21 protein-coding genes are annotated in these 23,467 nt (G+C 57.4%); 11 read left to right on the top strand and 10 right to left on the bottom strand.

Going from position 1 to position 23,467, the window contains the following annotated elements; translation table 11 throughout:
* Positions 1–109: 109 nt before the first annotated feature.
* The 11 genes from NNL35_RS20750 (at position 110) to NNL35_RS20700 (ending at position 13,013) form a co-directional block, all read left to right on the top strand.
* Positions 110–742, top strand: a complete 633-nt coding sequence (locus NNL35_RS20750; RefSeq protein WP_006679917.1) for a tetratricopeptide repeat protein — start codon at positions 110–112, stop codon at positions 740–742.
* Positions 743–858: 116 nt separating this feature from the next.
* Entirely contained in the window at positions 859–3,714 is a 2,856-nt protein-coding gene (dinG, locus tag NNL35_RS20745; protein WP_006679916.1) for an ATP-dependent DNA helicase DinG, read from the top strand.
* 35 nt (positions 3,715–3,749) lie between these two features.
* Complete coding sequence (locus NNL35_RS20740) at positions 3,750–4,397, top strand: redox-sensing transcriptional repressor Rex (protein WP_006679915.1); 648 nt, start codon at positions 3,750–3,752, stop codon at positions 4,395–4,397.
* A complete protein-coding gene (locus NNL35_RS20735; RefSeq protein ID WP_006679914.1) occupies positions 4,394–5,704 on the top strand; it encodes an amidohydrolase in 1,311 nt (436 codons plus the stop codon). Before NNL35_RS20740 ends, NNL35_RS20735 begins: the two co-directional genes overlap by 4 nt.
* A 12-nt stretch (positions 5,705–5,716) precedes the next feature.
* Entirely contained in the window at positions 5,717–6,238 is a 522-nt protein-coding gene (locus tag NNL35_RS20730; protein ID WP_006679913.1) for a cell wall elongation regulator TseB-like domain-containing protein, read from the top strand.
* Positions 6,239–6,533: 295 nt separating this feature from the next.
* Positions 6,534–7,100, top strand: coding sequence for a hypothetical protein (locus NNL35_RS20725; RefSeq protein ID WP_006679912.1), 567 nt, complete (start codon positions 6,534–6,536; stop codon positions 7,098–7,100).
* On the top strand, positions 7,069–8,586 hold the full coding sequence (locus tag NNL35_RS20720) for an AAA family ATPase (protein WP_006679911.1): 1,518 nt from the start codon (positions 7,069–7,071) through the stop codon (positions 8,584–8,586). The genes NNL35_RS20725 and NNL35_RS20720 overlap by 32 nt, the downstream gene beginning before the upstream one ends.
* 132 nt (positions 8,587–8,718) lie before the next feature.
* Positions 8,719–9,591, top strand: coding sequence for a 3-hydroxyacyl-CoA dehydrogenase family protein (locus NNL35_RS20715; RefSeq protein ID WP_006679910.1), 873 nt, complete (start codon positions 8,719–8,721; stop codon positions 9,589–9,591).
* Positions 9,588–10,799, top strand: coding sequence for an acetate kinase (locus NNL35_RS20710; RefSeq protein WP_006679909.1), 1,212 nt, complete (start codon positions 9,588–9,590; stop codon positions 10,797–10,799). Before NNL35_RS20715 ends, NNL35_RS20710 begins: the two co-directional genes overlap by 4 nt.
* A gap of 14 nt (positions 10,800–10,813) precedes the next feature.
* Positions 10,814–12,109, top strand: a complete 1,296-nt coding sequence (asnS, locus tag NNL35_RS20705) for an asparagine--tRNA ligase (protein ID WP_006679908.1) — start codon at positions 10,814–10,816, stop codon at positions 12,107–12,109.
* A 202-nt stretch (positions 12,110–12,311) separates the two neighbouring features.
* Positions 12,312–13,013, top strand: a complete 702-nt coding sequence (locus NNL35_RS20700; RefSeq protein ID WP_006679907.1) for a DnaD domain-containing protein — start codon at positions 12,312–12,314, stop codon at positions 13,011–13,013.
* A 96-nt stretch (positions 13,014–13,109) separates the two neighbouring features.
* On the opposite strand, the gene NNL35_RS20695 is transcribed toward NNL35_RS20700, so the two are convergent.
* The 10 genes from NNL35_RS20695 to NNL35_RS20650 all read right to left on the bottom strand — a co-directional run bounded on the left by NNL35_RS20695 (position 13,110) and on the right by NNL35_RS20650 (position 23,391).
* Positions 13,110–13,994 carry an alpha/beta fold hydrolase gene (locus tag NNL35_RS20695; RefSeq protein ID WP_006679906.1) on the bottom strand — a complete coding sequence of 295 codons (885 nt, stop codon included), beginning with the start codon at positions 13,992–13,994 and terminating at the stop codon, positions 13,110–13,112.
* Positions 13,991–14,689: a TetR/AcrR family transcriptional regulator gene (locus tag NNL35_RS20690; RefSeq protein ID WP_158000484.1), complete on the bottom strand. Its 699-nt coding sequence runs from the start codon at positions 14,687–14,689 to the stop codon at positions 13,991–13,993. The genes NNL35_RS20695 and NNL35_RS20690 overlap by 4 nt, the downstream gene beginning before the upstream one ends.
* Before the next feature lie 556 nt (positions 14,690–15,245).
* Positions 15,246–15,890 (bottom strand): methylthioribulose 1-phosphate dehydratase, encoded by a 645-nt coding sequence (gene mtnB, locus NNL35_RS20685; RefSeq protein WP_006679904.1) that lies wholly within the window; start codon positions 15,888–15,890, stop codon positions 15,246–15,248.
* Entirely contained in the window at positions 15,887–16,552 is a 666-nt protein-coding gene (locus tag NNL35_RS20680; protein WP_006679903.1) for a 2-hydroxy-3-keto-5-methylthiopentenyl-1-phosphate phosphatase, read from the bottom strand. Before NNL35_RS20680 ends, mtnB begins: the two co-directional genes overlap by 4 nt.
* Positions 16,549–17,766 (bottom strand): 2,3-diketo-5-methylthiopentyl-1-phosphate enolase, encoded by a 1,218-nt coding sequence (locus NNL35_RS20675; RefSeq protein ID WP_006679902.1) that lies wholly within the window; start codon positions 17,764–17,766, stop codon positions 16,549–16,551. The genes NNL35_RS20680 and NNL35_RS20675 overlap by 4 nt, the downstream gene beginning before the upstream one ends.
* Complete coding sequence (proC, locus tag NNL35_RS20670) at positions 17,763–18,644, bottom strand: pyrroline-5-carboxylate reductase (protein WP_006679901.1); 882 nt, start codon at positions 18,642–18,644, stop codon at positions 17,763–17,765. The genes NNL35_RS20675 and proC overlap by 4 nt, the downstream gene beginning before the upstream one ends.
* Before the next feature lie 44 nt (positions 18,645–18,688).
* Entirely contained in the window at positions 18,689–19,936 is a 1,248-nt protein-coding gene (locus NNL35_RS20665; RefSeq protein ID WP_006679900.1) for a glutamate-5-semialdehyde dehydrogenase, read from the bottom strand.
* A 39-nt stretch (positions 19,937–19,975) separates the two neighbouring features.
* On the bottom strand, positions 19,976–21,061 hold the full coding sequence (gene proB, locus NNL35_RS20660) for a glutamate 5-kinase (protein WP_420798560.1): 1,086 nt from the start codon (positions 21,059–21,061) through the stop codon (positions 19,976–19,978).
* Between the two features lie 519 nt (positions 21,062–21,580).
* Entirely contained in the window at positions 21,581–22,771 is a 1,191-nt protein-coding gene (locus NNL35_RS20655) for a pyridoxal phosphate-dependent aminotransferase (protein ID WP_006679898.1), read from the bottom strand.
* Between the two features lie 119 nt (positions 22,772–22,890).
* Positions 22,891–23,391, bottom strand: coding sequence for a hypothetical protein (locus NNL35_RS20650; protein WP_006679897.1), 501 nt, complete (start codon positions 23,389–23,391; stop codon positions 22,891–22,893).
* Between the last annotated feature and the right edge of the window lie 76 nt (positions 23,392–23,467).

Raw genomic sequence — 23,467 nt, 5'->3', positions numbered from 1 at the left:
CCGTTGGGTAAACGTTGGAGCGCGGAATGAAATCCACCCCCTTAACACACAATGAACGTAGATCCGTTATGAAGACGATACGCATCACTCGTAAAGGTGGGATGGAATCGTGCTGCAACAAGTATTCGCGACGATGAATGAAGTGCTGGATGAGTTAATTCGCCAGTATCCCCAATCGACGGGAGAGCGCAAGCAGGAATTGGACCGGCAATTGAAGGTGCTGTCCACCATGAGCGATTACATCGTGGAGGAGTGGCTTCGGTTCGAGGAGAAGCTCGCCTCGCTGCGTCCGCACAGTCCTAACGACGTGATCGAGGCGCAGCCGCAGCCGACACTGCCCGATTTTACGGATCCGTTCCAGCGCGGTCAGGGGTACTACATGCTGATGATGTATGATGAAGCCGTCAAGCATTTGGAAGCGGCGGCAACGATAAGGCCGGACCATATCGACAGCCGCATTTATTTGGCCATGAGTTATTTGCATCTGGGCCGGAATCAGGAAGCGGGACATCATTTTCAACTCATCATTCCTCTGACCGAGAGCAAATGCCTCAAAGCGATCGCTTACAATGCCTTGGGGTGCATCAGCGCCGAGCAGCGAGATCTTTCCAAAGCGAAGGAATACTTCAGCAAAGCGCATCTGCTTGATCCTTCACTGCCAGAGCCTGTTTTGAACTTGAAAGCGTGTCTGTCGGATGGCGATCATTTGCAATATGGCGGTGAGTGGATTCACATGCCGTAACCAGAGAGGGAAACCTGTACGTAAAAAATACGCACAGATGTTTCCCTCTGTGCATTTCCAAATGGCCGATCATCTGTTATGCTAAGAACAGAAACGGTGAGAGGAATTAACAGATAATGAGATTTGCTGTGTTGGATTTTGAGACGACGGGCAATCAGCCCAGCGATGAAATTATACAGATTGGCCTTGTCGTTCTGGGGCATGATCTGAACGTAGAACAACAATACCACACCCTGGTTCGTCCGAAGGTAAGCATACCCGAATTCATTACGAATCTTACGGGCATCTCCGACAGGGATGTTCAGGATGCGCCAGATCTGGACGAGGCCATGACCGGGATGGTGCCGCTGCTGAGCGACGTGGTCCTGGTCGGCCACAATGTCGGCTTCGATTACCAATATTTGCGGCAGGGGCTGGAACAGACCGGTTATTTGCCATTCACCGGACGGATATTGGACACGATCGAACTGCTTCGTATTTTGTTTCCTTCGCTTCCTTCCTATCAGCTAGGTTCCGTAGCTCATGATTTCGGCATTGCCCATGACAGGCCTCATCAGGCGGACAGCGATGCGCTTGCGACAGCGGACATCTTCCGCCGCTGCATGGAAGCCATTGATGACTTGCCTCTGCTTACGCTGCAAGGCATCGTCGATGTGTTCGGGGATCACGAAGAACGCGATTTGAAGTGGCTGCTGGCGGAGAAGCTAAGCGAGCGGGAGCGGAATATGGCAAGCTGGGAGGAGGAAGGCTACTTCCCCCACCGCCAATTGATGCTCAAGCAGGACGATTGGACCGACACGCCGCCGCCTCGCGACGTGTCCGCAGACAATCCGCTGTCCGGGAAGTCGTTCCGCCAATTTCTTGATGAAGTGAAGCAGCGGATGGAAGCGATGCTTGATCATTATGAGCCTCGCGCCTCGCAGGAGCAGATGTTCAACGAAGTGATGGAATGTCTCGATGAGGACAAGCATTTGCTGATTGAAGCCGGGACGGGAACGGGCAAGTCGCTCGGTTATTTGCTGCCGGCTCTGTATCACAGCGTTCTTCATGAGAAGAAGGTGGTCGTCAGCACCCATACGATCAACCTGCAGGAGCAGCTGAGACAGCGCGATGTGCCGCTTCTGGAGCAGATTGTTCCTTTTTCGTTCAAAGTATCGATACTAAAAGGCCGCAGTCACTATTTGTGTTTGCGTAAATTTGAACATAAAATAAGTAACAGAGAGTTCGTTCACGCAAGAGATGACAGCATTACAGCAGCGCAGCTGCTCGTATGGCTTAGCCGGACGGAGCATGGAGATGACGAGGAGCTTCATCTCGTGCACAAAGGGCCCGAGTTCTGGGATTCGGTATCCAGCGACAGCGATTCCTGCCTGAACCGTTCCTGTCCTTGGTTCCGCCGCTGCTTCTATCACCGGTCCAAAAATAACGCGAACCTCTCCGATATCGTCATTACAAACCATTCGTTATTGTTTACCGACGTGATGGCGGACCATCGTCTGCTGCCGGGCTATGAGCATCTCGTCGTTGACGAGGCGCATCATTTCGAGGAGACGGCCGGCAAGCACCTGGGGACGAATTTGCAATATTTTTCACTCATTCACCCGCTTACCCGGCTGTTCAAAGACAGCAAGAGCGGCGCTCTTGTCGTGCTTCAACAGCGGCTCCGGCTGTCAGGCCATGAGAAAGCGCTTATCTGGGCCGAAGGGATCGATAAGCTGCTGCAGCAGATCGTCGATGTGAAGGAGCAGTGGGATCGGTTGCATGACATGCTGTATCAGCTGCTTCCTTCCGGGGAAGCCGGCCAATTCGAGGGCGGGCAGACAGTGCTGCGCCTCCCGGCCGGCGAGCGTCCGGAGAGCTGGCCCGAAGCGGTAGAGCTGGAGAAATCGATCCACACCCGTCTCAGCGATATCGTGCGCTCGGGCGAGAAGCTGGTCAATGAGTGGAAAGAGGCCGATGACGACGAGCTGGAGGGCGTCATCGTCGATATTAGCGGGCTGCTGAAGGATGTAGGCCAGGTCCGCGACGATTTCCGGCTGTTCATGCAAGGATCGGATCCGGAGACGGTCTACTGGATGGAGGGCAACACGCAGTTCAAGTTCAAGTCGCTGCAAATGTACGCCGTGCCGGTTGACGTGAGCGACGCGCTGAACCGTTATTTCTTCGAGCCGAAGAAGAGCGTCATCCTCACTTCGGCCACGCTGTCCGTAGATAAGTCCTTCCAGTTCGTGCAGGAGCAAATCGGGCTGACGGAGGCCGCCAACGACGGCAGGCTGCATACGGTCATTCTGCCTTCCCCGTTCAATTACCGGGAGCAGGCGCTGGTCGTTATCCCGCGTGATTTCCCCAGCGTCAAAGGCTCATCCGACGCGGTCTTCAATGAGACGCTCGCGAAGTCGATCGGGGATGTGGCGCTCGTCACGCGCGGCAGAATGCTCGTCCTGTTCACCTCGTACCGCATGCTCCGGGATGTGTACGAGCCGCTGAAGGAAGCGCTGAGCGCAAGCGGCATCCAGGTGCTGGGCCAAGGCATCGACAGCGGGAACCGCAGCAAGCTGACGCGCCGCTTCCGGGAGCAGCCGGCCTCCGTGCTGCTCGGTACGAGCAGCTTCTGGGAAGGGGTCGACATACCCGGCGACGCGCTCACCTGTCTCGCCATTGTCCGGCTGCCATTCCAGCCGCCGAACCACCCGCTCGTCGAAGCCAAATGCGATCGGCTGAAGCGCCAGAAGCAGAACCCGTTCCGCAAATATTCGGTTCCGCAGGCGGTCATCCGCTTCAAGCAGGGCTTCGGACGCCTTGTGCGGACCGCTCAGGACAAAGGCATCGTCATCGTATACGATACGCGGGTCATTGAGACGAGCTACGGCAAACATTTCTTATATTCGCTTCCTGGGCCGAAGATGGAGCACATGGCCAATGTGCAGCTGGTGCCCAGAATCGAAGCGTGGTTAAGCGAACACGAAAAATAGGCGTGTAAGAGCGATGAGGGGGCAACGAAATAGATATGAAAACGTTGAAAATATCAGAAGCTGTCGTTCGCAGACTGCCGGTTTATTTACGTCATCTGATGGAGCTGAAGCAGCGAGAGGTTCTGACGGTTTCTTCACAGGATTTGGGTCAGAAGCTGGACCTCAATCCCGCCCAGATTCGCAAAGACTTGGCATATTTCGGCGATTTTGGACGTAAAGGAATTGGGTATGACGTCTCTTACCTGATTCAACAAATCCGCCATATACTGAAGCTGGATCAGATAATTAATGTCGGTCTCGTCGGCGCGGGGAAGCTGGGCCATGCATTGTGCAACTATACGGCTTATATGAAGGACAATATGCGGATTGTGGCCGTATTCGACGAGCTGGAGTCGAAGGTAGGCACCGAGATCAACAATCTGCGCGTGCAGCCGATGAGCGAGCTGGCGGACACCGTGCGCGAACATAAAATCCGCATCGGCATCATCACTGTGCCCGCCTCGGAGGCGCAGCATGTCGCGGAGCAATTCGTTGACGCGGGTGTGGAGGCGATCTTGAACTTCGCACCGGTTATCCTTCGCGTTCCGGCTCATGTGCGGGTGCATACGGCCGATTTTACGACAGACATGTTCAGTCTGGCCTATTATTTATCCGATGAGAGAAAGGAAGCTCCGGTAGAATGACGACGAAACTTATTATTAGTAACGGGACCTTTGCGTCACTGCGCCCAGGCGCGGAGCGCACGGCGGTTACAGGTACGATGGTCATTGAAAATGACATGATTGTCTATGTGGGAGAACATTTGCCGCAGGAGTATGATACTTCCGAGGCGGTGCGGATTGACGGCAAGGGGCTGTTCTTCATGCCGGGGCTCATTAACACGCACGGCCATGCGGCGATGTCGCTGCTGCGCGGATATGGCGATGATATGGTGCTCCAGTCGTGGCTGCAAGAGAAAATGTGGCCGATGGAAGCGAAATTCACGGCGGAGGATGTCCGTTGGGGAACGGCGCTCTCGGTTCTGGAAATGCTGAAAGGCGGGACGACGACGTTCGTCGATATGTATGACCATATGGATGAGGTGGCCAAGGTCGTCGAGGAGTCCGGCATGCGCGCCTGCCTGATGCGCGGCGCCATCGGCTTATGCCCGGAAGACGTGCAGGAAGCGAAGCTGCGGGAAGCCGTTCAGTTCGCCCGCGACTGGCACGGCAAGGCGGACGGCCGCATTACGACGATGCTGGCTCCGCACGCTCCGTATACATGCCCTCCGGGCTTCATCGAGAAGTTCGTGCAGGCGGCGCATGATCTCGATCTACCGCTGCATACGCATATGTCGGAGACAGCGGCGGAAGTCGCCCAGAATGTCGCGGACTACGGGCTGCGCCCCGTCGCTCATCTGGAGAAGCTCGGCTTCTTCTCGCGCCCTTCCTTCGTGGCGCACGGCGTACATTTGACTGATGAGGAGATCGAAGTATTGGCTCGCCATGATGTGGCCGTCTCCCATAATCCGGGCAGCAATCTGAAGCTGGCTTCCGGCGTTGCGCGGGTTCCGGAGCTGCTGGGCGCCGGCGTAACCGTATCGCTGGGAACCGATGGACCGGCAAGCAATAACAATCTGGATATGTTCGAAGAGATGCGCCTGGCGGCGCTTATCCACAAGGGCGTATCCGGCGATCCGACGGCGGTGCCGGCGGCCGAAGCGATGCGTATGGGCACGCTGTACGGAGCGCAGACGATCCGGGCAGAGAAGCTGGGTCTGCTGGAAGCCGGCATGAAGGCGGATATCGTGGCGGTCAATGTGAACCAGCCGCATTTCGTGCCGCATACCGACTTCGTCTCGCATATGATCTATTCGGCTTCCGCCAAAGACGTCGCCCATGTGTGGGTCGATGGGCGCCAAGTGGTCAAGGACGGCCAGTGCCTGACCTTGGACGAAGAGCGCATTCTCTTTGAAGCCGGGCGGTGCTTCGAGCGCCTGCTCGAGCGCTGACGGGAGGAGCGCATGGCCAGAAGCCGCAGTCGCCGCCGCCGCAACCGGTGGTTCATCGCCGTGCTGGCGTTCGTCGTGCTTATCTTATTCATTACCGCGTCGGTCATGTACGTCAACTATATTTATTCCGACGAGCGGAAGAAGGAAGCAGACATCCTGCAGCGCGCGCAGCAAGAAGTGCCGTTGACTGAAGTGAACGGCATCGAGAAGAGCATATGGGGTGAAGTTGTCTATGTCATTAATGGAGTCAACCAGGAAGGGAAAGCCGTCTGGGTATGGGTATTTCCCGATCGGGTCACCTCCATCCCGGTAGCCGACAGCGTGGATAAGGACACGGTGAAGGCCAATATTCATCAGGCGTACTCCGATGCCCGCATCGTCCGTCTGCTGCCCGGATACAAGGACAATCAATATGTGTGGCAAGCCTTCGTCCAACGCAAGGACGAGAAAGGGACGCGCCGGTATTTTTATCAGTTTTATTCCTTCTCGGACGGTTCTCCGCTGGGCGAGATCTATGGTCTGCCCAACCAATAGCACAGGGCAACTTGGTCCTGCCCCTCTATACCGCACCGTTTCGCTTCAGCGTGTTATCGCCGCTGAAGGGAGGCGGTGCTTTTTGCTGTGCTGGCAAGCATGGAACACTTTACATTCCGTAATCGTATATCAAATATGATATACTCTTGTATGTCATGTATTGATAGATATAAAGTATGACTTGCACACATTTAGCACCGTTTGTCAGCCAAAGCAGATGATTTCGACTCACGCCAGTAATATGTCCAACTTGAAATTTCAGCCATATCCAGGAATAGAAAGGGGTTTTCGTGGCATGACGAAGAACATTCGCATTGCGCCGACCCTGCTTATTATGCTGCTGACCGGCGGTATTTTATTCGGAGGGTGGGCCGTATATCAGACGAAGTATGTGGAACAGCCTGTAGATCGCGTCATGCGGCAGCATGCCGAGATTACGAAGTATCAGGTAGACTGGCATTCGGATACGCTGAAGATTCAAATTCAGGCCGATCCGGGCGCCGATATTCGTGAAGTGGTGCAGAAGCTGAATACCGATCTTGCACAGTATGCCAAAGGCAAAAAAGTGCTGATTGAATATATCAATGAGAAGAGTACGCCATCGATTGACAAATGGTGGTCGCAGGCGATGTTCGATGTAGCTCAGGCGATGGTTCATCGGAACTACAGCGATATTCCCAAGAAGCTGCAGGAGCTGAAGACGAACCAGCCGGGCCTGGAAGTCGTGACGGAGATGGATAACCAGTATGTCTATATTCAACTGAAGGACAAGCAAGGCAGCAAGACGATGCTCTTGCCGCTGGACGGAACCGCAATGGGGGTGTGGCCGAATGAAGAACAGACTGTCCATCCGCTGGCCTGAGGCGGCTATCGGAGCGGCGATTTCGATCGTCATCTTCCTCGCTTTTCGCGGCGTGAATATCATTCCGATCGTGTTGGCTGCCGTTGTATTAATTGTGCTCTCATATGCCGTCAAGCGGCGCGGCGGAGCCGGAGTGACGAACGGAGGCGCCCGCAGCGATTCGCGCAAGGCGGATGTAGCCCCGTTAAGCTTCGAGCAGATTGGCGGGCAGGAACGGGCGAAGAATGAACTAATTGAAGCGCTCGATTTTCTAGTTCGTCCGGATGCGATTCAGAAGTTCGGGATCCGTCCGCTCAAGGGCATCCTGCTTACCGGTCCTCCGGGGACAGGGAAGACGCTGATGGCCAAAGCGGCTGCGCATTATGCCGATGCCGTCTTCATCGGCGTCGCGGGCAGCGAGTTCGTGGAGATGTTCGTCGGCGTCGGAGCCGGCCGCGTACGCGAGCTGTTCAAGCAGGCGCGGCAGCGCGCAGCCAAAGAGAAAAAGCAGAACGCCGTCATCTTCATCGATGAGATCGATGTTATCGGCGGCAAGCGGGAAGGCGGACAGCAGCGGGAATACGATCAGACGTTGAACCAGCTGCTGACGGAGATGGACGGGCTGTATGCCGACATGAGTCCGCGCATTCTCGTCATGGCCGCGACGAACCGCAAGGAGATGCTGGATAGCGCCCTCCTGCGCCCTGGACGGTTCGACCGACATATTCAGGTCGACCTCCCCGATAAAAAAGGGCGGCTTCATATTTTGAAGCTGCACGCCGACAACAAGCCGCTGGCGGATGACGTCGATCTGGAGCGGATCGCCGACGAGACGTTCAGCTTCTCCGGCGCGCAGCTGGAGAGCGTATTGAACGAAGGCGCGATCTATGCGATGCGGGATGAGTCGGATGTCATTACGACGAACCATTTGTCGCAAGCGATTGATAAAGTGATGATGGGCGAGAAGATCGACCGGGAGACGAATCAGGAAGAACGCCGGCGTGTCGCGATCCACGAGCTTGGGCATGCGATTATGGCGGAAGTGGTCCGTCCCGGGAGCGTATCCCAGGTGGCGCTCAGCCCAAGGGGGCAGGCGCTCGGGTATGTCCGCCATCAGCCGCTGGAAGAGCGTTATCTGTACACGAAGCCGTTCCTGGAGGAACAGATTATGATTGCGCTCGGCGGAGCGGCGGCCGAGGAGATCTTTTACGGCAACCGCAGCACTGGCTCGCAGGGCGACTTCGATCAGGCGCTGAACATCGTCGACACGATGATCAATGCCGGCCTGACGGAGCTGGGCATCGTCCGCTTGAAGCAGCTGCCGCCGGAAGCCTTGACCCGGCAGACGCAAGTCATCATGGAGCAGCTCTTCGAGCGTACGCACGCGCTGCTGGGCGAGCGCAAGCCTTCATTCGAGCGCATTTTGCACCAGCTTCTGCGTGAGGAAAACTTGAGCGGAGAGCAATTTCGGTGTCTATTATGTGACAGTCAGGAATTCCCAGCGTGAAAACACGCTGGGTTTTTCTTTTTATTTTCAGGATTCATGTTATGATAGATTAAGATCCCTGTGCACTGATAACGAATGCCTGTTATCGGGTACACTATACAGAGCATAGATGGAGGAAAGGTGGAAGTAACCATGTTTTTCAAGAAAATCGGCGTCATCGGCGGCGGTACAATGGGCCAAGGCATTGCGGAAATGCTTGCTGTCAAAGGCTTGGACGTGCTGTTGGTGGAAAAGTCGACAGAGAAGCTGGATCATGCCTACTCGATGATTGAAGCGAGTCTGGACAAACAATTGGAGAAATGGGCAATCACCCAGGCGGAGAAAAAACTGATCCTCTCCCGCATACATAAGGTGACGCATTTGGCGGAACTGGGAGCATGCGAATTGGTCATCGAGACGATCTCGGAGGATTTGGAAGCGAAAAAGCAAGTATTTGCGGAACTGGATCGGGTTTGCCCAAGCAATATTATTTTGGCAAGCAATACATCCACGTTGTCTTTAACCGAACTGGCCAGCTCGACGAAATATCCGGATCGGGTCATTGGCATGCACTTTATTTATCCCGTCGCGAAGGTCGAGCTTGTGGAGATTATCCGCGGGCTGAAGACTTCGGACGCTACATTTAACGAAACGAAGCGCTTCGTCGAAGAGGTTGTGCAGAAGAAAGGCGTTATGGTCTATGAATCCCCGGGATTCGTGACGACGCGCATTAGCTGCATTCTCATCAACGAGGCTCTTCATGTGCTGCAGGAAGGGGTCGCTTCGGCAGAAGATATCGACAACGCGATGCGTATCGGCTACAATTTCCAGTATGGGCCTTTGGAAATGGCGGACCGCTTCGGTCTGGATTCGGTATTGGCGGCCTTGGAACGCATGTTCCGCGAGTTCGGCGATATCAAATATCGTCCGTCCGTATTGTTGAAAAAGATGGTGCGAGCCGGCCACCTTGGTGTGAAGACGGGCGTCGGATTTTTCAAGTATGATAAGGATGGGGATCGACTATGAAAATACTCGTAATCAACGCGGGAAGCTCCTCGCTTAAATACCAACTGTACGATATGACGGACGAGTCGGTGTTGGCGGCAGGCCGGGTAGAGCGCATCGGGATGGATTCTTCCATCCTCGTGCATGAGCCGCACCATACGGAAGAGATCACGGAAGTCAGCGAGATTCTGGACCATACGACGGCCATCCGCAAAGTCTTGGACAAGCTGACCGACGCCGAAGTCGGCGTCCTGAAGTCGACCGGCGAGATCGATGCGGTCGGCCATCGCGTCGTGCATGGCGGCGAATCGTTCAAAAATTCGGTACTGGTCGATTCGGAGGTCAAATCCGAGATTCGTCGCTTGTTCGATCTGGCGCCGCTGCATAATCCGGCCCATATGATGGGGATCAAGGCAGTGGAGGCGAATATGCCGAACGTGCCGCAATCCGTTGTGTTCGATACGGCTTTCCACCAGACGATGCCAGAGAAAGCGTATATGTACGCCATTCCAAAAGTGCTGTACAAAAAGCATAAAATCCGCCGCTACGGCTTCCACGGCACATCGCATGATTATGTCAGCAAGCGCGCGGCCGAACTGATGGATCGCCCGATCGAAGAGCTGAAAATCATTACGTGCCATATCGGGAACGGGGCCAGCCTGACGGCGGTCGACGGAGGCATCTCGGTCGACACGTCGATGGGGATGACGCCGCTTGAAGGCCTGATGATGGGTACGCGCAGCGGCGACCTGGACCCTGCGGTCGTTCCGTTCACGATGATGAAGGAAGATCTGACGGTCAATGAAGTCAATTCGATGCTGAACAAGCATAGCGGGCTGCTCGCGATCTCCGGCGTATCCAGCGATATGCGCGAGATTACGGACGGAATGGAAGCAGGCGAACCGAATTCGACGCTGGCGTTCGAGATGTATACTTACCGTATGCGCAAGTATATCGGGTCCTATGCGGCTGCGATGGACGGTGTCGATGCGATCGTATTTACCGCCGGCGTAGGCGAGAACTCGGTCGTCATTCGCCAGCATGTATGCGAGAAGCTGACGTTCCTCGGCGTAGAAATTGACCGGGAACTGAACAAGGTGCGTTCGAAGGAACCGCGCCGCATCTCGACGCCGAATTCGAAGGTGGACGTATTCGTCATTCCGACCAATGAAGAGCTGATGATTGCCCGCGATACGTATCGATTGGTTCAACAATCCAAACAATCGTAAGGGAGAGACGAATGATGACGACCACATGTGTCATCCGTGATGTCAACCGCCATGTGGGCGAAGAAGTCCGCATCGGCGGCTGGCTGCATAACAAACGCTCCAGCGGCAAGATTCAATTTCTGCAGCTGCGGGACGGCACCGGGTTCATCCAAGGTGTCGTCGTGAAGAGCGAAGTGCCGGAAGAGGTATGGGAAGCGGCCAAGAGCTTGACGCAGGAGAGCTCTTTATATTTTACCGGGATCGTTCGGGAAGAGCCGCGCTCCAAATCCGGCTATGAAATGACGGTAACCGGAGTCGAGATCATCCAGTTAACGGAGGACTATCCGATTACGCCGAAGGAGCATGGGGTCGACTTCCTGATGGATCACCGCCATTTGTGGCTGCGGGCGCCAAGACAGCGCGCTATCCTGACGATTCGCGCCGAGATTATTCGCGCGGTGCAGCAATTTTTCGACGAGCATGGCTTTACGCTGGTCGATCCTCCGATCTTGACGCCTTCCTCTTGTGAAGGCACGACGGAGTTGTTCCATACGAAATATTTTGAAGAAGACGCGTTCCTGACGCAGAGCGGGCAGCTCTATATGGAAGCTGCGGCGATGGCGCTGAACAAGGTGTACTCGTTCGGCCCGACGTTCCGTGCGGAGAAATCGAAGACTCGGCGCCACCTGATCGAGTTCTGGATGATCGAGCCGGAGATGGCCTTCGTCGATCATGAAGAGAACCTGCGGGTGCAGGAGCAATTCGTAGCCCATATCGTGCAGTCCGTGCTGAAGAACTGCCGCGCCGAGCTCGATACGCTGGGACGGGATGTCTCGAAGCTGGAGAAGGTGACTGCTCCGTTCCCGCGCATCACGTATGACGAAGCGATTCAGTTTTTGCAGGAGCAAGGCCACGACATTCCGTGGGGTGAAGACTTCGGGGCGCCGCATGAAACGGCGATTGCCGAGAAATACGAGACGCCGGTATTCATTACTCATTACCCGACATCGATCAAGGCGTTCTACATGAAGCCGGATCCGAACCGTCCGGAAGTCGTGCTCTGCGCCGACATGATCGCGCCGGAAGGCTATGGCGAGATTATCGGCGGTTCGCAGCGGATCGACGATCCGGAGCTGATGGAGGAGCGCTTCCGCGAGCATGAGCTCTCCGACGAAGCGTACCAGTGGTATCTTGACTTGAGAAAATACGGTTCCGTGCCTCATTCCGGCTTCGGTCTTGGACTGGAGCGAACGGTGGCGTGGATTTGCGGGCTTGAGCACGTTCGGGAGACGATTCCGTTCCCGCGGCTGTTGTACCGTCTGTATCCATAATGGCCTGTAATATGCGCAGCGCCTCGCGGCGCCGCGAGGCACGGCCTGATAGCTAGCACATTATCCCGTATCGCTTCGGTGATACGGGATTACTCTTACACAAGTTCATGAATTTTTTGGAAACATTATCAATGTAAGCCTTACCAAACACGTTCGTTTGTGCGACAATAAGGAGAGTATGTTGGGAAGAGGAGGTACCTTGGTGAGTGTAGACGGATTCCGGACCTTCGCCAAAGGGTTGGCGCTTGGCCTGCAATCGGGCAGCATTAGCGTGCCGTATCATTTGCTGCGTTACTATAAGCAATGGAAGTTGAGCGATTCGGATGTGATGCTGCTCATTCACCTCATCGGCTTCAAGCAACAGGAGATGAAGGAGTTCCCGACAATCGACGAACTGCAGGAACGAATGGGAGCAGCTCCTGATGCGGTTATCAAATCGCTGCAGAAGCTGATGAAAGAAGGTTTTTTGAGCATAGACGACAATATCGATCCGACGACGGATGTCCAGTACGAGCAGTACAATTTGACCGGATTGTGGGAAAAGCTCGCCTTGGCCGCCGCCGAGGAAATCCGGGCGGAACGGCAGCGGCTCCGGGCGGCGGCCCCGCTGTCCGACGCGGAGCCGCCGAATCTGTTCAATATATTCGAGAAGGAATTCGGACGGCCCCTCTCCCCGATGGAGTGCGAGACGATCGCCGGCTGGATCGACGAAGACCGGTATCCGGAAGAGCTGATTTTGCTGGCGCTGAAGGAAGCGGTATTCGCCGGCAAAGTGTATTTCCGCTACATCGATCGGATATTGCTCGAATGGAGCCGCAACCGCGTCCGCACGATTGAGGACGCCAAGGCGTATACGCAGCGGTTCCGTTCCAGCGGCAAGCTGCGCATTCCTTCCGACAATTGAGCATGAACCGAATAGCTCCACCGGAACCCCCCGGCGCGAATGAGAGAGACTCATCGTGGCCGGGGGTATTCTTGTTGGCGGAGCGGCAGCTTCGGACTAGTGATGGCGAATGTCTGTCCGCTCCTCCAGCAGTGCGAGCGCTTCCGCGACCGCTTCGGGATGGGTCACCGGCAGCATATGATACGCATCCCGCACAGTCAGGAGCGTCGAGTGTGGGATGTCGCGGTGCAAGCGCAGCGACTTCAGCTCCGGCCGGTACGGCTCCTTGTCTCCGACAGCGATGACGGTCGGAACGGACAGGGCCGGATACCGGGGGCTAAGCTGTTCGGCAGCCTGCGAGAAATAGTAGACATCCTCGCGATTGGCGCGAATCTGTGACGGACGGCACCACAGCTCGTACGCTCGTTCCATATAGGCCGCGGGAACAGGCGCAGGCGCGAAGGCTCCCTTCACCGACATAGCCGCGAGCGGCCGGGCGAGGGGCATCAGCAGCTCGCGCATGAGGTGAGGGCCTAAGACGGAGGAGCGGATTCCCCGGTACAGGAGCGCGTCTAGCCTGCCAGCCGGATAGGCCCTCCCGCCATAGGCCGCCGGGGCGAGAAGCACGAGGCCGGCCGCTTCGCCGGGATGGTTCAGGGCATAGGCGAGCGCCATCAGACCGCTCCAGGAATGGCCCACAATGATTGGCTTCTCGACCCGCAGGGCCGTGAGCACCTGATGAAGCCATTCCGACTGCCGCTCCGGCGTCATCACCTGCCCGGCATCCCGTTCGCTATAACCGTAGCCCGGGCGATCCAGCCCGATCACGTCATACCGTTCGCTCAGCAGCGGAACTGAGGCATCATAGTCATGGAGCGACAATATGCCGCCGTGAAGCAGGATGACGGGGCGGCCGCTGCCTTCTCTCCGGTAGTGCGTCTTCATGCCATTTACATTCAAGACGTTATAGATCGGAGCCGAACGATACACCGCCATCGTCATGCCTGTGCTCCTCCTTGTCCCGGGTCTGATCTGCCGATGCCATACCATAATATGCGAGCAATGCCGGGCACGATCCGGTCAAAATCAATTCGCTTCGGATCGATGATCCAGGAGACCATCATCCCATGGATTAGCGACTGGATCATAATCGCTAGCTTCTCCGGTTGGACATCAGACCCGATGATTCCAGATTCCTGAAGCTGGGTGATCTGGGCTTCCGCGAGCTCCCAGATTCGCGCATATGCAGTTTGCAGCTGCTTCTTCACCTCCGGATCTCGAGACACGGTCAGGAATTCAAAGAACAGGTACGCCGAACCGGTATCGCTTCCTTGGGCGGGAAAGCGGGACCGCAGCATCCGGGCAGCCGCATCCGCCGGATCGCTGGTCATGTCCGTCAATTGCCGGGCTTCGCGCGGAAGAAGCGCTTGCATCCGTTCCAGCTCGGATTGGAGCAGGTCGAAGAACAGATCCTGCTTGCTGCTGAAATGCCAATAGACAGCTCCCTTCGTCAAGCCTGCTTCCGCTGCGATGCTGTCGAGGTTCGCTGCGGCATATCCGTGCTCGGCAAATATGTGACGGGCGCTATCCAGGATGCGTTGTCGCGTCTCCGGCTTCGTCCGCTCCGCATCTCTCGTTCCCGCATCCTCCGTCAGCAGCTCCACCATATTCCGCTTATCGCCCAAATGTCGGCGCACCGTCGGCCAATGGACACCGGCAGCCGCTTTATGATACAGAGTTGGATGAGAAAAGTAAAGGGGGCAGGGCAAGTAAAAGGGCTTGGTGAATATTTGCATCGAACTGCCAGGTTCGTGTATGCGCTTCACGGTTCATGCTTTTCTAAGTGCTCCTATCCGTGTCTATCTGTTGTAGAGCGCTTATGCATACTCTCCCCGAGGCTCAGAGTCCGGCAGACAATGGGATCTTGATCGCAAGCCGCAAGCAAGCAGGGATGCCGGAGGTGAAGCTTCGGCCGGTTTCAAAAAACAGCCGTACCAAACAAGAGATCGTCATATAACACGAATAACGCTATCATTTTGACAGGTGGACCGCGTTTCGGGTATGGGGCAAGGGAGCTTTTCATGAGAAGGGGATGGATGAAAAGAAAGTCTCCGATTGGCACCTGACGGAAGGGGAGAATGGAGCAAAGGGCCGGGACCCGGCCATCTCTTGAGGAGTACCTCCGCATCGGCATCCGGATAAAAAAACGATCGCTTGGAAGAACGTTCTTCCAAAGCGATCGCAGGTGAAGTGCTATCGTCCCAGCGCCTTCATCCGATAGACATGCTCGAACAGAAATTCGAACGCCTCGAGATGGCGCTTCGCCTCGAAGCAGTTGGCACCCCAGGCGTAAATGCCGTGGTTGCGCAGCACGATGCCCGGAATGGCCGGATTGAGCTTGTCCGTAATGCAGGGAACGATGCTCGGAATATGAGCGTAGTTCGGAACGACGGGGATGTCGATCCGCGCATTTTCCTCCCAGATGTTGAATGCTTTGATAAGCTCCACGCCTTGGACGGGAATATAGCCTTCATCCCCATAGAGCTCGGACACGATATTGTTGAATACGGTATGAATGTGAAAAATGGCTCCAGCTCCGGTTAAGCGGTAAATCTCGCAATGGATGAGCGTCTCCGCGCTTGGCCGCAGCCGGGTCGCCTCACAAGGCTGTCCGGCTTCATCCACGAAAAGGAAGTCCTCTGGCGTATGTACGGACTTGTCCTTGCCGCTCGCCGTGATCGCGAATTGAAACCGCCCCTCCTTGATGTCTCCTGCGCGAACGGACAGATTGCCGCTCGTCCCGGGGAACCAATGGCGGGCAGCGAATTGCTCTTTGATGCTGCGCAGCTCGGCCAGCGTGCGCTGTCTTTCCTCCAAAGTCGACTTAATATCAGTCATTGAAGCCGCCCTCCCAAATGCTCGATAATATCGTAAAATGACTCGAACGGCGCATAAGGAAGGTGCAGCTCTTCGCATTTGCTTATGAGCTGGGCACGCGCATAGACGAACTCGACCAGCTTCGCCGCCGCGAAATCCGTCACGCTGTCCCCGATCACGATCCGCTCGTATTGTTCCGGCGGAAAACGGCGCACAATGGTTGCCTTGCACATGCCGCATTTGTTCCGGCACGGATCCTGGCAAGGATGCGGCCAGGTAATCCGAATCGACTCACCGCTGAAGTCGCTGCCGTTGCAATAGATATGATCCGAAGGAATGCCGAACGGCTCAAGCAGCGGATAGACGAAGAAATCGATGCCGCCGCTAGTGACGTACAGTTCGATATCGCTGTCGCGGCAGAAGCGGACGAATTCCTCGAATCCCGGCCGGATCACCGCTTGTCCGAGCGCGAACCGGATGACTTCATCCCGCATCGACGATGGCAGCAGCGCGAACATTTGCCCGACGCCTTCGGAGATGGAAATGCGTTCCTCCAGGACGTCCTGGACAATCGGTTCCCAGCCCGGCGGGTTGAAGTGGCGGATAATGGCGATTATATTGTCATTCACGGTAATCGTACCATCGAAATCGCAGAAGATGACCCGTCGTTGGCTTCGGCTCACTGCTTCACCCCCCATGCTTGAATCGCGGCCCGGAGCTCTTCCTGATCGGCCGCGCAGCTCTCCAGGGTCTTGCCCTGCATGACCGCGTCGATTGCTTGCACGAATGCGCGCCCTCCGGCAGCGGTACCGAGCGGATGCCCATGGATGCCGCCTCCCGCATTGACAATGACATCGGTGCCGAAATCGCGAATGATAAGCGGCACGATGCCCGGATGGATGCCGGCGGACGGCACCGGGAAGCTGCGCTGCAGCGCCATATCCTGCCTGGTAAGCGCATCGCGGATGGCGAAGGTATCCTCGGCCGGCATCGTTACGGAGCCGTATGGTGACGGGAACAGCACCAGATCCGCTCCGGCGAGTCGCATCAGCTTGCCGAGCAGCAGCTGGGCCGCGATGCCGTGATGGGGCGACGGATACATGCTGCCGGCCATCGCCGGATGCGCCGCGATTGGCACCGATATATCCGGATCCGAGCTGAGCGCGTGCAGCACATCGAAGCCATAGGCCAGCACATTGAACAGGAAGGCATTGGCACCGGCTTCGATCGCGCGCAGCGCCTGATCGCGCAGCTTGAACGTCGGGCCTGTCAGGTTGACCGCATACAGCAGCTTCCGGCCGGTCTGCTCGCTGACGGCATCGGCCGTCTCGATGCAGGCCTTCACCCGGCGCTCGATCGGGGTGAGCGGATTTTCGAACAGAATTTCGTCGTCTTTAATGATATGGACTCCGCCCAGGGCCTGCTGCCGGAATTGTTCGGCAAGAGCCGGCAGATCGTAGCCGATGACGGATTTGAAAATGCTCATCAGCAGCGGCCGGTCATGCACATCGACCAGCTTCCGCACCCCGTCCAGGCCGAACTTCGGTCCGGGGAACGCTTGCTTGAACGCATCGGACCATTCGATGTCCATCAGCCTGATGCGTCCATCCATGGACAGCTTCCCGAACATCGTCACGAGCAGCGCCGGCAGATCCCGGCTGTAATTGACGTCGGGATAGGCGATCGTAATATCCGCATACCGCTCGCCCGGGATGTCGGATTCGACAGGCACGACAGAGAGGACTTGTCCCAGATGCTTGGCCATATCCGCTTTTTGCGCTTCCGGCAGCTCGGTCCAGCTGCCGACCGTCATGCCGACAGCGATGCCTTCCGCTTTGCTGGCGAAGTCGGCGCGATCGTCATAAATGCGATACGTGGCGGTGCAATGTGCTTTCAAAATGTCACCCTCCCAATTTGTTCACCCATCTCTTGCGCGCGGGCTTCCGCGCGGTGTATGGCGGAACGAAGCGCCTGCTGGAATTGGTACTGCTCCAGCGTCTCGATCGCGGCAGCAGTCGTCCCTCCGGGAGAGGTCACCTTGCGCCGAAGCTCGCCCGGCTCTTCTCCGGTCAGACGGACCATCTCGGCCGCGCCCCGGACGGTCTGCACGGTCAACTCGCGGGCCTGCTCCGCGGAGAGCCCGCCGTCGATGCCCGCCGCGATCATCGCTTCCATCAAATAGTATACATATGCCGGACCGCTTCCGGATAGTCCGGTAATCATATTTAGATCATGCTCGGCGACCACGGTTGCGTAGCCTACGGCCTGCAGCAGATGCAGTGCGGCTTCCTGCTGGTCCACGGTTGTCTCGTCCGACCAGCAGACGCCGGTGGCGCCGAGGCCGATTGAACTGGATGTATTCGGCATCGTGCGCACGACGGGAACCGGGCCTGCAATGCGCTGCATCGTGGCGATCGAGAGCCCCGCGACGACCGAGAGCAGGAGTGCACCCGGCCGCAGGCAGGTCTTCAGCTCGGCGAGCGCGCCTGCCGCATCTTTCGGCTTGACGGCGATGAGGACGATATCGGCGGCCTGCAGCAGCTGCACTTTGCCTTGCGGAGAATTGTCGGCGGCGACGCCGTAGCGCCGCTGCAGTTCCTCCAGCCGTTCGGTATTGCTCCGGTTCACGACCGCGATCCGGTCCGGCGCGATCAGCCGCTTCTCCGTCAGGCCGCGAATAATCGCTTCCGCCATGGAACCGGCTCCGTAGATGCCGATGCGAAGCGAGCGGAACGAGTCGGTTATATGTGCATGTCGATTGTCCATCAGTATCATTCCTCTCTCTTCCTATCCATATCGATTCGCTAAGCTTCTCTTTTTTAAGAACGAATTTGTCCTGTTCCGTAGATTCGGTACTTGCTTGAGGTGAGAGCCGGCAGTCCCATCGGGCCGCGCGCATGCAGCTTCTGGGTGCTGATGCCGATCTCGGCGCCGAAGCCGAATTCGAATCCGTCCGTGAAGCGGGTCGATGCGTTGTGATAGACGGCCGCGGCGTCAACCTCCTGCAGGAAGCGCTCGGCATGCTGAGCATTCTCGGTGACGATGCACTCCGAATGCATCGTGCCGTAACGCGCAATATGCTCCAGCGCGGCATCGAGCGAATCAACGATGCGCACGTTGAGGATGTAATCGTTGTACTCGGTCGCATAATCCGCTTCGGCGGCTGGCGCCACCGACGGATCAAGCGCCCGCGTCTGCTCGCAGCCGCGAAGCTCGACATCCCGGACGCGCAACTGCTCAAGCAGCGCATGCAGATGCTGCGCCGCATATGCCTTATGCACGAGCAGCGTCTCCATGGCGTTGCAGACCGATGGGCGCTGAGCCTTGGCATTGACGGCAATCGCTTCCGCCATCGCCGGACGGGCCGATTCATCGATGTACGTATGGCAAATGCCGGCACCCGTCTCAATCACCGGAACGGTGGCATTTTGCACGACATTCTGAATCAGCGAAGCGCCCCCGCGCGGGATGACGACGTCGAGCAATCCGTTCAGCTTCAGCATTTCATCGACCGAGGAGCGGTCCGGATTTTCGATCAATTGCAGCGCGTCCGCCGGAAGCGCCGTCCCGGCCAGCGCCTCGTGCAGCACGGCAATGATGCGCTTGTTCGATTCCATCGCGGCCGAGCCGCCCCGCAGGACGACCGCATTCCCGGTCTTCAGGCAGAGTCCGGCCGCGTCGACGGTGACATTGGGCCGGGCTTCATAGATCATGCCGATAACGCCGAGCGGGACCCGGATCTTCTCGACCCGCAGGCGATTTGGACGGGTGAATGTCTCGAGCACGTCGCCCACCGGATCGGGCAGTTCGGCAATCTGGCGCAGACCTTCCGCCATCGCTTCGATGCGGGCGCTGTTCAGGGCCAGCCGATCGAGCAGGGAAGGGGAGGTGCCTTGCTGCCGGCCGTTCTCCAAGTCCTGCGCATTCGCTTCGATAATGGAGCGTTCTTGCTCCAGCAGCTTATCCGCCATTTGCAGGAGGGCGGCATTTTTCTCCTCCGTGGTCAACCGGTTCATGATCTGGGCCGCTTGCTTCGCCAGACCGGATTTGTTACGCACTTCACTCATCGTAGTTCCTCCTTGTAAAATCTATTTTTTGCCGAAACATCAGGAACGCAGGGTTACCCATTCGTCCCGGTGAATGACTTCAATCCGGTGCACCTCCATCCGCTTCATCACTTCATCGCTCGACCAGCCGGCCGCTGTGCGCAGCTGATCCGAATCATAATTAACGATGCCTCTGCCGATAAGCCGCTCATCGGGTCCGATGACTTCGACCACGTCGCCGGAATGGAATTCTCCCTCGATCGAACGGACGCCGGCGGGCAGCAGGCTGGAGCCTTTCTCCAGCAGGGCCTGCTCCGCCCCGGCATCGACGCCGATGCGCCCATGAGCCGTCGAATGGAAGCCGAGCCACTGCTTCTTCATCGGCAGCGCATGAAAGTGGGTGTCGAAATAGGTGCCTTTTCCATCGCCGTCCACCGCGTGCAGGAGATCGCCCGGTTCATTAACCTTGCCGACGAAGGCGGGGACGCCCCCGCGCATGGCGATGCGCGCCGCGTCCAGCTTCGACCTCATGCCGCCCGTACCTACGGAGGAGCCTGCCCCTCCGGCATATGCATACAGATCCTCGTCGATCTGCTCGACGCGCTCGAAGCGGATCGCCTCGGGATTCGTCCGCGGATCGGCCGTATACAAGCCGTCCGTATCGGTGACGATAATAAGCCGGTTCGCATGAACCAGATTGGCGACGAGCGCCGAGAGCGTGTCGTTATCGCCGAATTTCAGTTCCTCGACCGAGACGGTATCATTCTCATTAATAATCGGGACGACATCCCGGGCGAGCAGCTCCTGCAGCGTCATATACGCGTTATGGCCCCGGCGGCGGTTCGCGAAGTCGGAACGGGTGAGCAAAATTTGAGCCGCGGGCACTCCGTGCAGCTGTAGCTCCTCCTGGTACGCCTGCATTAGCAGAGCCTGCCCGACCGCGGCGGCCGCCTGCTTCTCGTGCAGCTGCTTGGGCCGTTCCCGGTAGCCGATATGCCGGAAGCCGGCCGCAACCGCTCCGGAGGTGACCAGCACCACCTGGGCGCCGCGTTGGCGCAAGGAGATCATTTCCCGGACATAAAAGGAGACCCGATCGCGATCGAGGCCGCCATTGTCCGACGTAAGGGAACTGCTTCCGATTTTCATTACGATGCGTTGCAATTCAATCACTTCCTGCCGTTATACTGCGTGCTTCTATACTTGTTGCGGAATATAAAAAAACTTTCGTCCTATAAAGGACGAAAGTTGTTCTTCCGCGGTACCACCTTTGTTGAAGACGGACATAACTCCTGCGTCTGCCGGCCATTGCAGCATGTTGCTGCCGATGATCAACGGCCTTCCGCGGGATTTCTCCGCTTCCTGCTTCCTGCCGATAACGGGGCTGCCGTTCAGCTTCGCGACTCATCGCTTACGCTGACCGCTCAAGGATAGGTTCCGCAACGTTCAACGGCGGTGCTTGCAGCCGGGGCATCCGCTCTCTGGGCATGACTTGGTTGCGTACTGGTCCTGTCATCGCGTTCCATGTATCCGGCGCCTGCCGTTCCATGCGGCGGCGCGGTTACCATTAGAATACCATGCGATTCGGAGACGTGTAAAGCGGCGGCTAGAGATGGATTGTCACTGCTGGACGGAGTTTTGTCCATTCACGGCAGATCGGATGCCATGTCAGCCGCCGAACAGACCGAGCGCTCCGATGCGTTCCGCCGCCTCGATCAGCCGCTCCTCCGGCGCGAGCAGGCCGAGCCGGACATAGCCTTGGCCGTGTTCGCCGAATCCGATGCCCGGCGCCGTCACCACATTCGCCTGCTCCAGCAGCAGATCGGCGAAGGACGCGGACGTAAATCCGGCAGGAACCGGAAGCCAGCCGAAGAAGGAGCCGGCCGGCGGCTGTGCGTTCCAGCCGATGCGGTGGAGCTCCGCATAGAGTGCATTGCGCCGTGACTCATAGACCGCGCACAGCTCCCGGACGCATTCCTGCGGTCCGGTGAGCGCGGCCGCCGCCGCGGCCTGCACCGCGCCGAACAGGCTGACGTACATATGGTCCTGCATCAGATTGATGAGCCGGATGATCTCGGCGTTGCCCACGGCGAAGGCGACGCGCCAGCCGGCCATATTGTAGGTTTTGGACATCGTATAGAACTCGACGCCAACTTCCTTCGCTCCCGGAAGCTCCAGGAAGCTGATCGGACGGTGGCCGTCGAAGCCGATGGCGCCGTAAGCGAAATCGCTCGCCACGACAATGCCGTTCCGTTCAGCGAAGCGAATCGTCTCCTCGTAGAACGGGCGATCCGCGACGGCCGATGTCGGATTGTTCGGATAATTGAGGAACATCAGCTTCGCCCGTGCCAGACATGCGGCGTCAATCCGCTCATAATCCGGCAAATAGCCGTTCGCCTCATGCAGCGGCATCATGACCATCTCGGCGCCGGCCAATGCGACGCCGGACCAGTAATCAGGATAGCCGGGATCCGGAACGAGACATACGTCGCCCGGGTTCAGCAAGACTTGGCTTATCTCCACGAGCCCGGTCTTGCCGCCGAAGAGAACGGCGACTTCGGTATCCGGATCCAGCTCGACGCCGTAATCGGCCATGTACCGCTCAGCGACGGCCTCCTTGAGGAAGCGGTAGCCCTGGAACGGGGGATAGCGGTGGTATAACGGATTCGCAGCCGCTTCCTGCAGGGCGGCGACGATATGCGGAGCCGTCGGCAGATCGGGATTGCCCTGCCCGAGATTAATCACGTCGTGACCGGCCGCGACTCTCGCCTGGGCCCGCGCTACCAGAGCGGCGAAGAACTGCTTCGGCAGACCGTTCATCCGATCGGCCGGCACGATTGTAGGTATAGTAGGCTTCATCGTAATTCACTCCAGACACAAATATCGCCAAGCGCGAAGATTAACGATAATTTAGCATGTTTTGCCGGAAGTGTATACCTCTTTTTCATACGATGAGAAGGAAGCAGCCGTCCCGATAGTCAGTTGCTGGAAGGCGTCACTTGCCGAGGGGAGGCCGGTGCCAGCAGCTTCTGCATGAACGGCTTCACGTTCGACGAGATGCGCAGCAGGAACGGCTTGCGCTGCTCGGAGAAGACCAGGAGCAACGGATCCCTGTCCGGACAGTAGATTAAGAACACATCCTTCGTCTTCAATTCAGCCGAAGGGAGCTTGATCTCTACGGGCGCCTCGAGCGGGATGCGGACGATATAGCCGCAGCGGCTGTCGATCGTCAACTGGGGAGCGAGACCGGTAACGGATTGAAGCCATTCCCGGGCGGCAGCCTGATGTTCTTCCTGGTTCGGAATCGTCTTAATAATGCGTTCCTGCTGCATGTCGAACAGCTGAACGGGAGGAACCTTCGACGACGGGGCGGTATTCCCGGTCTCGAATTCCGCAGGGAATGCGCCGGAGACGCCGGCCCAAGCGAAGGCCCCGATCAGCAGCGCGGCAGCCGCAGCTCGAATTGCTTGTCTTATCATAAGGAAAACTCCTTTCTTTTCGGTGCGGTAATAGACCTTCTATAGTGTGTCCGGCTTGACTCCATTCCATGAAAAG

The sequence above is a fragment of the Paenibacillus dendritiformis genome (genome assembly GCF_945605565.1).
Lineage (GTDB): Bacteria > Bacillota > Bacilli > Paenibacillales > Paenibacillaceae > Paenibacillus_B > Paenibacillus_B dendritiformis_A.
This window is presented reverse-complemented; position numbering and strand designations above follow the sequence as displayed.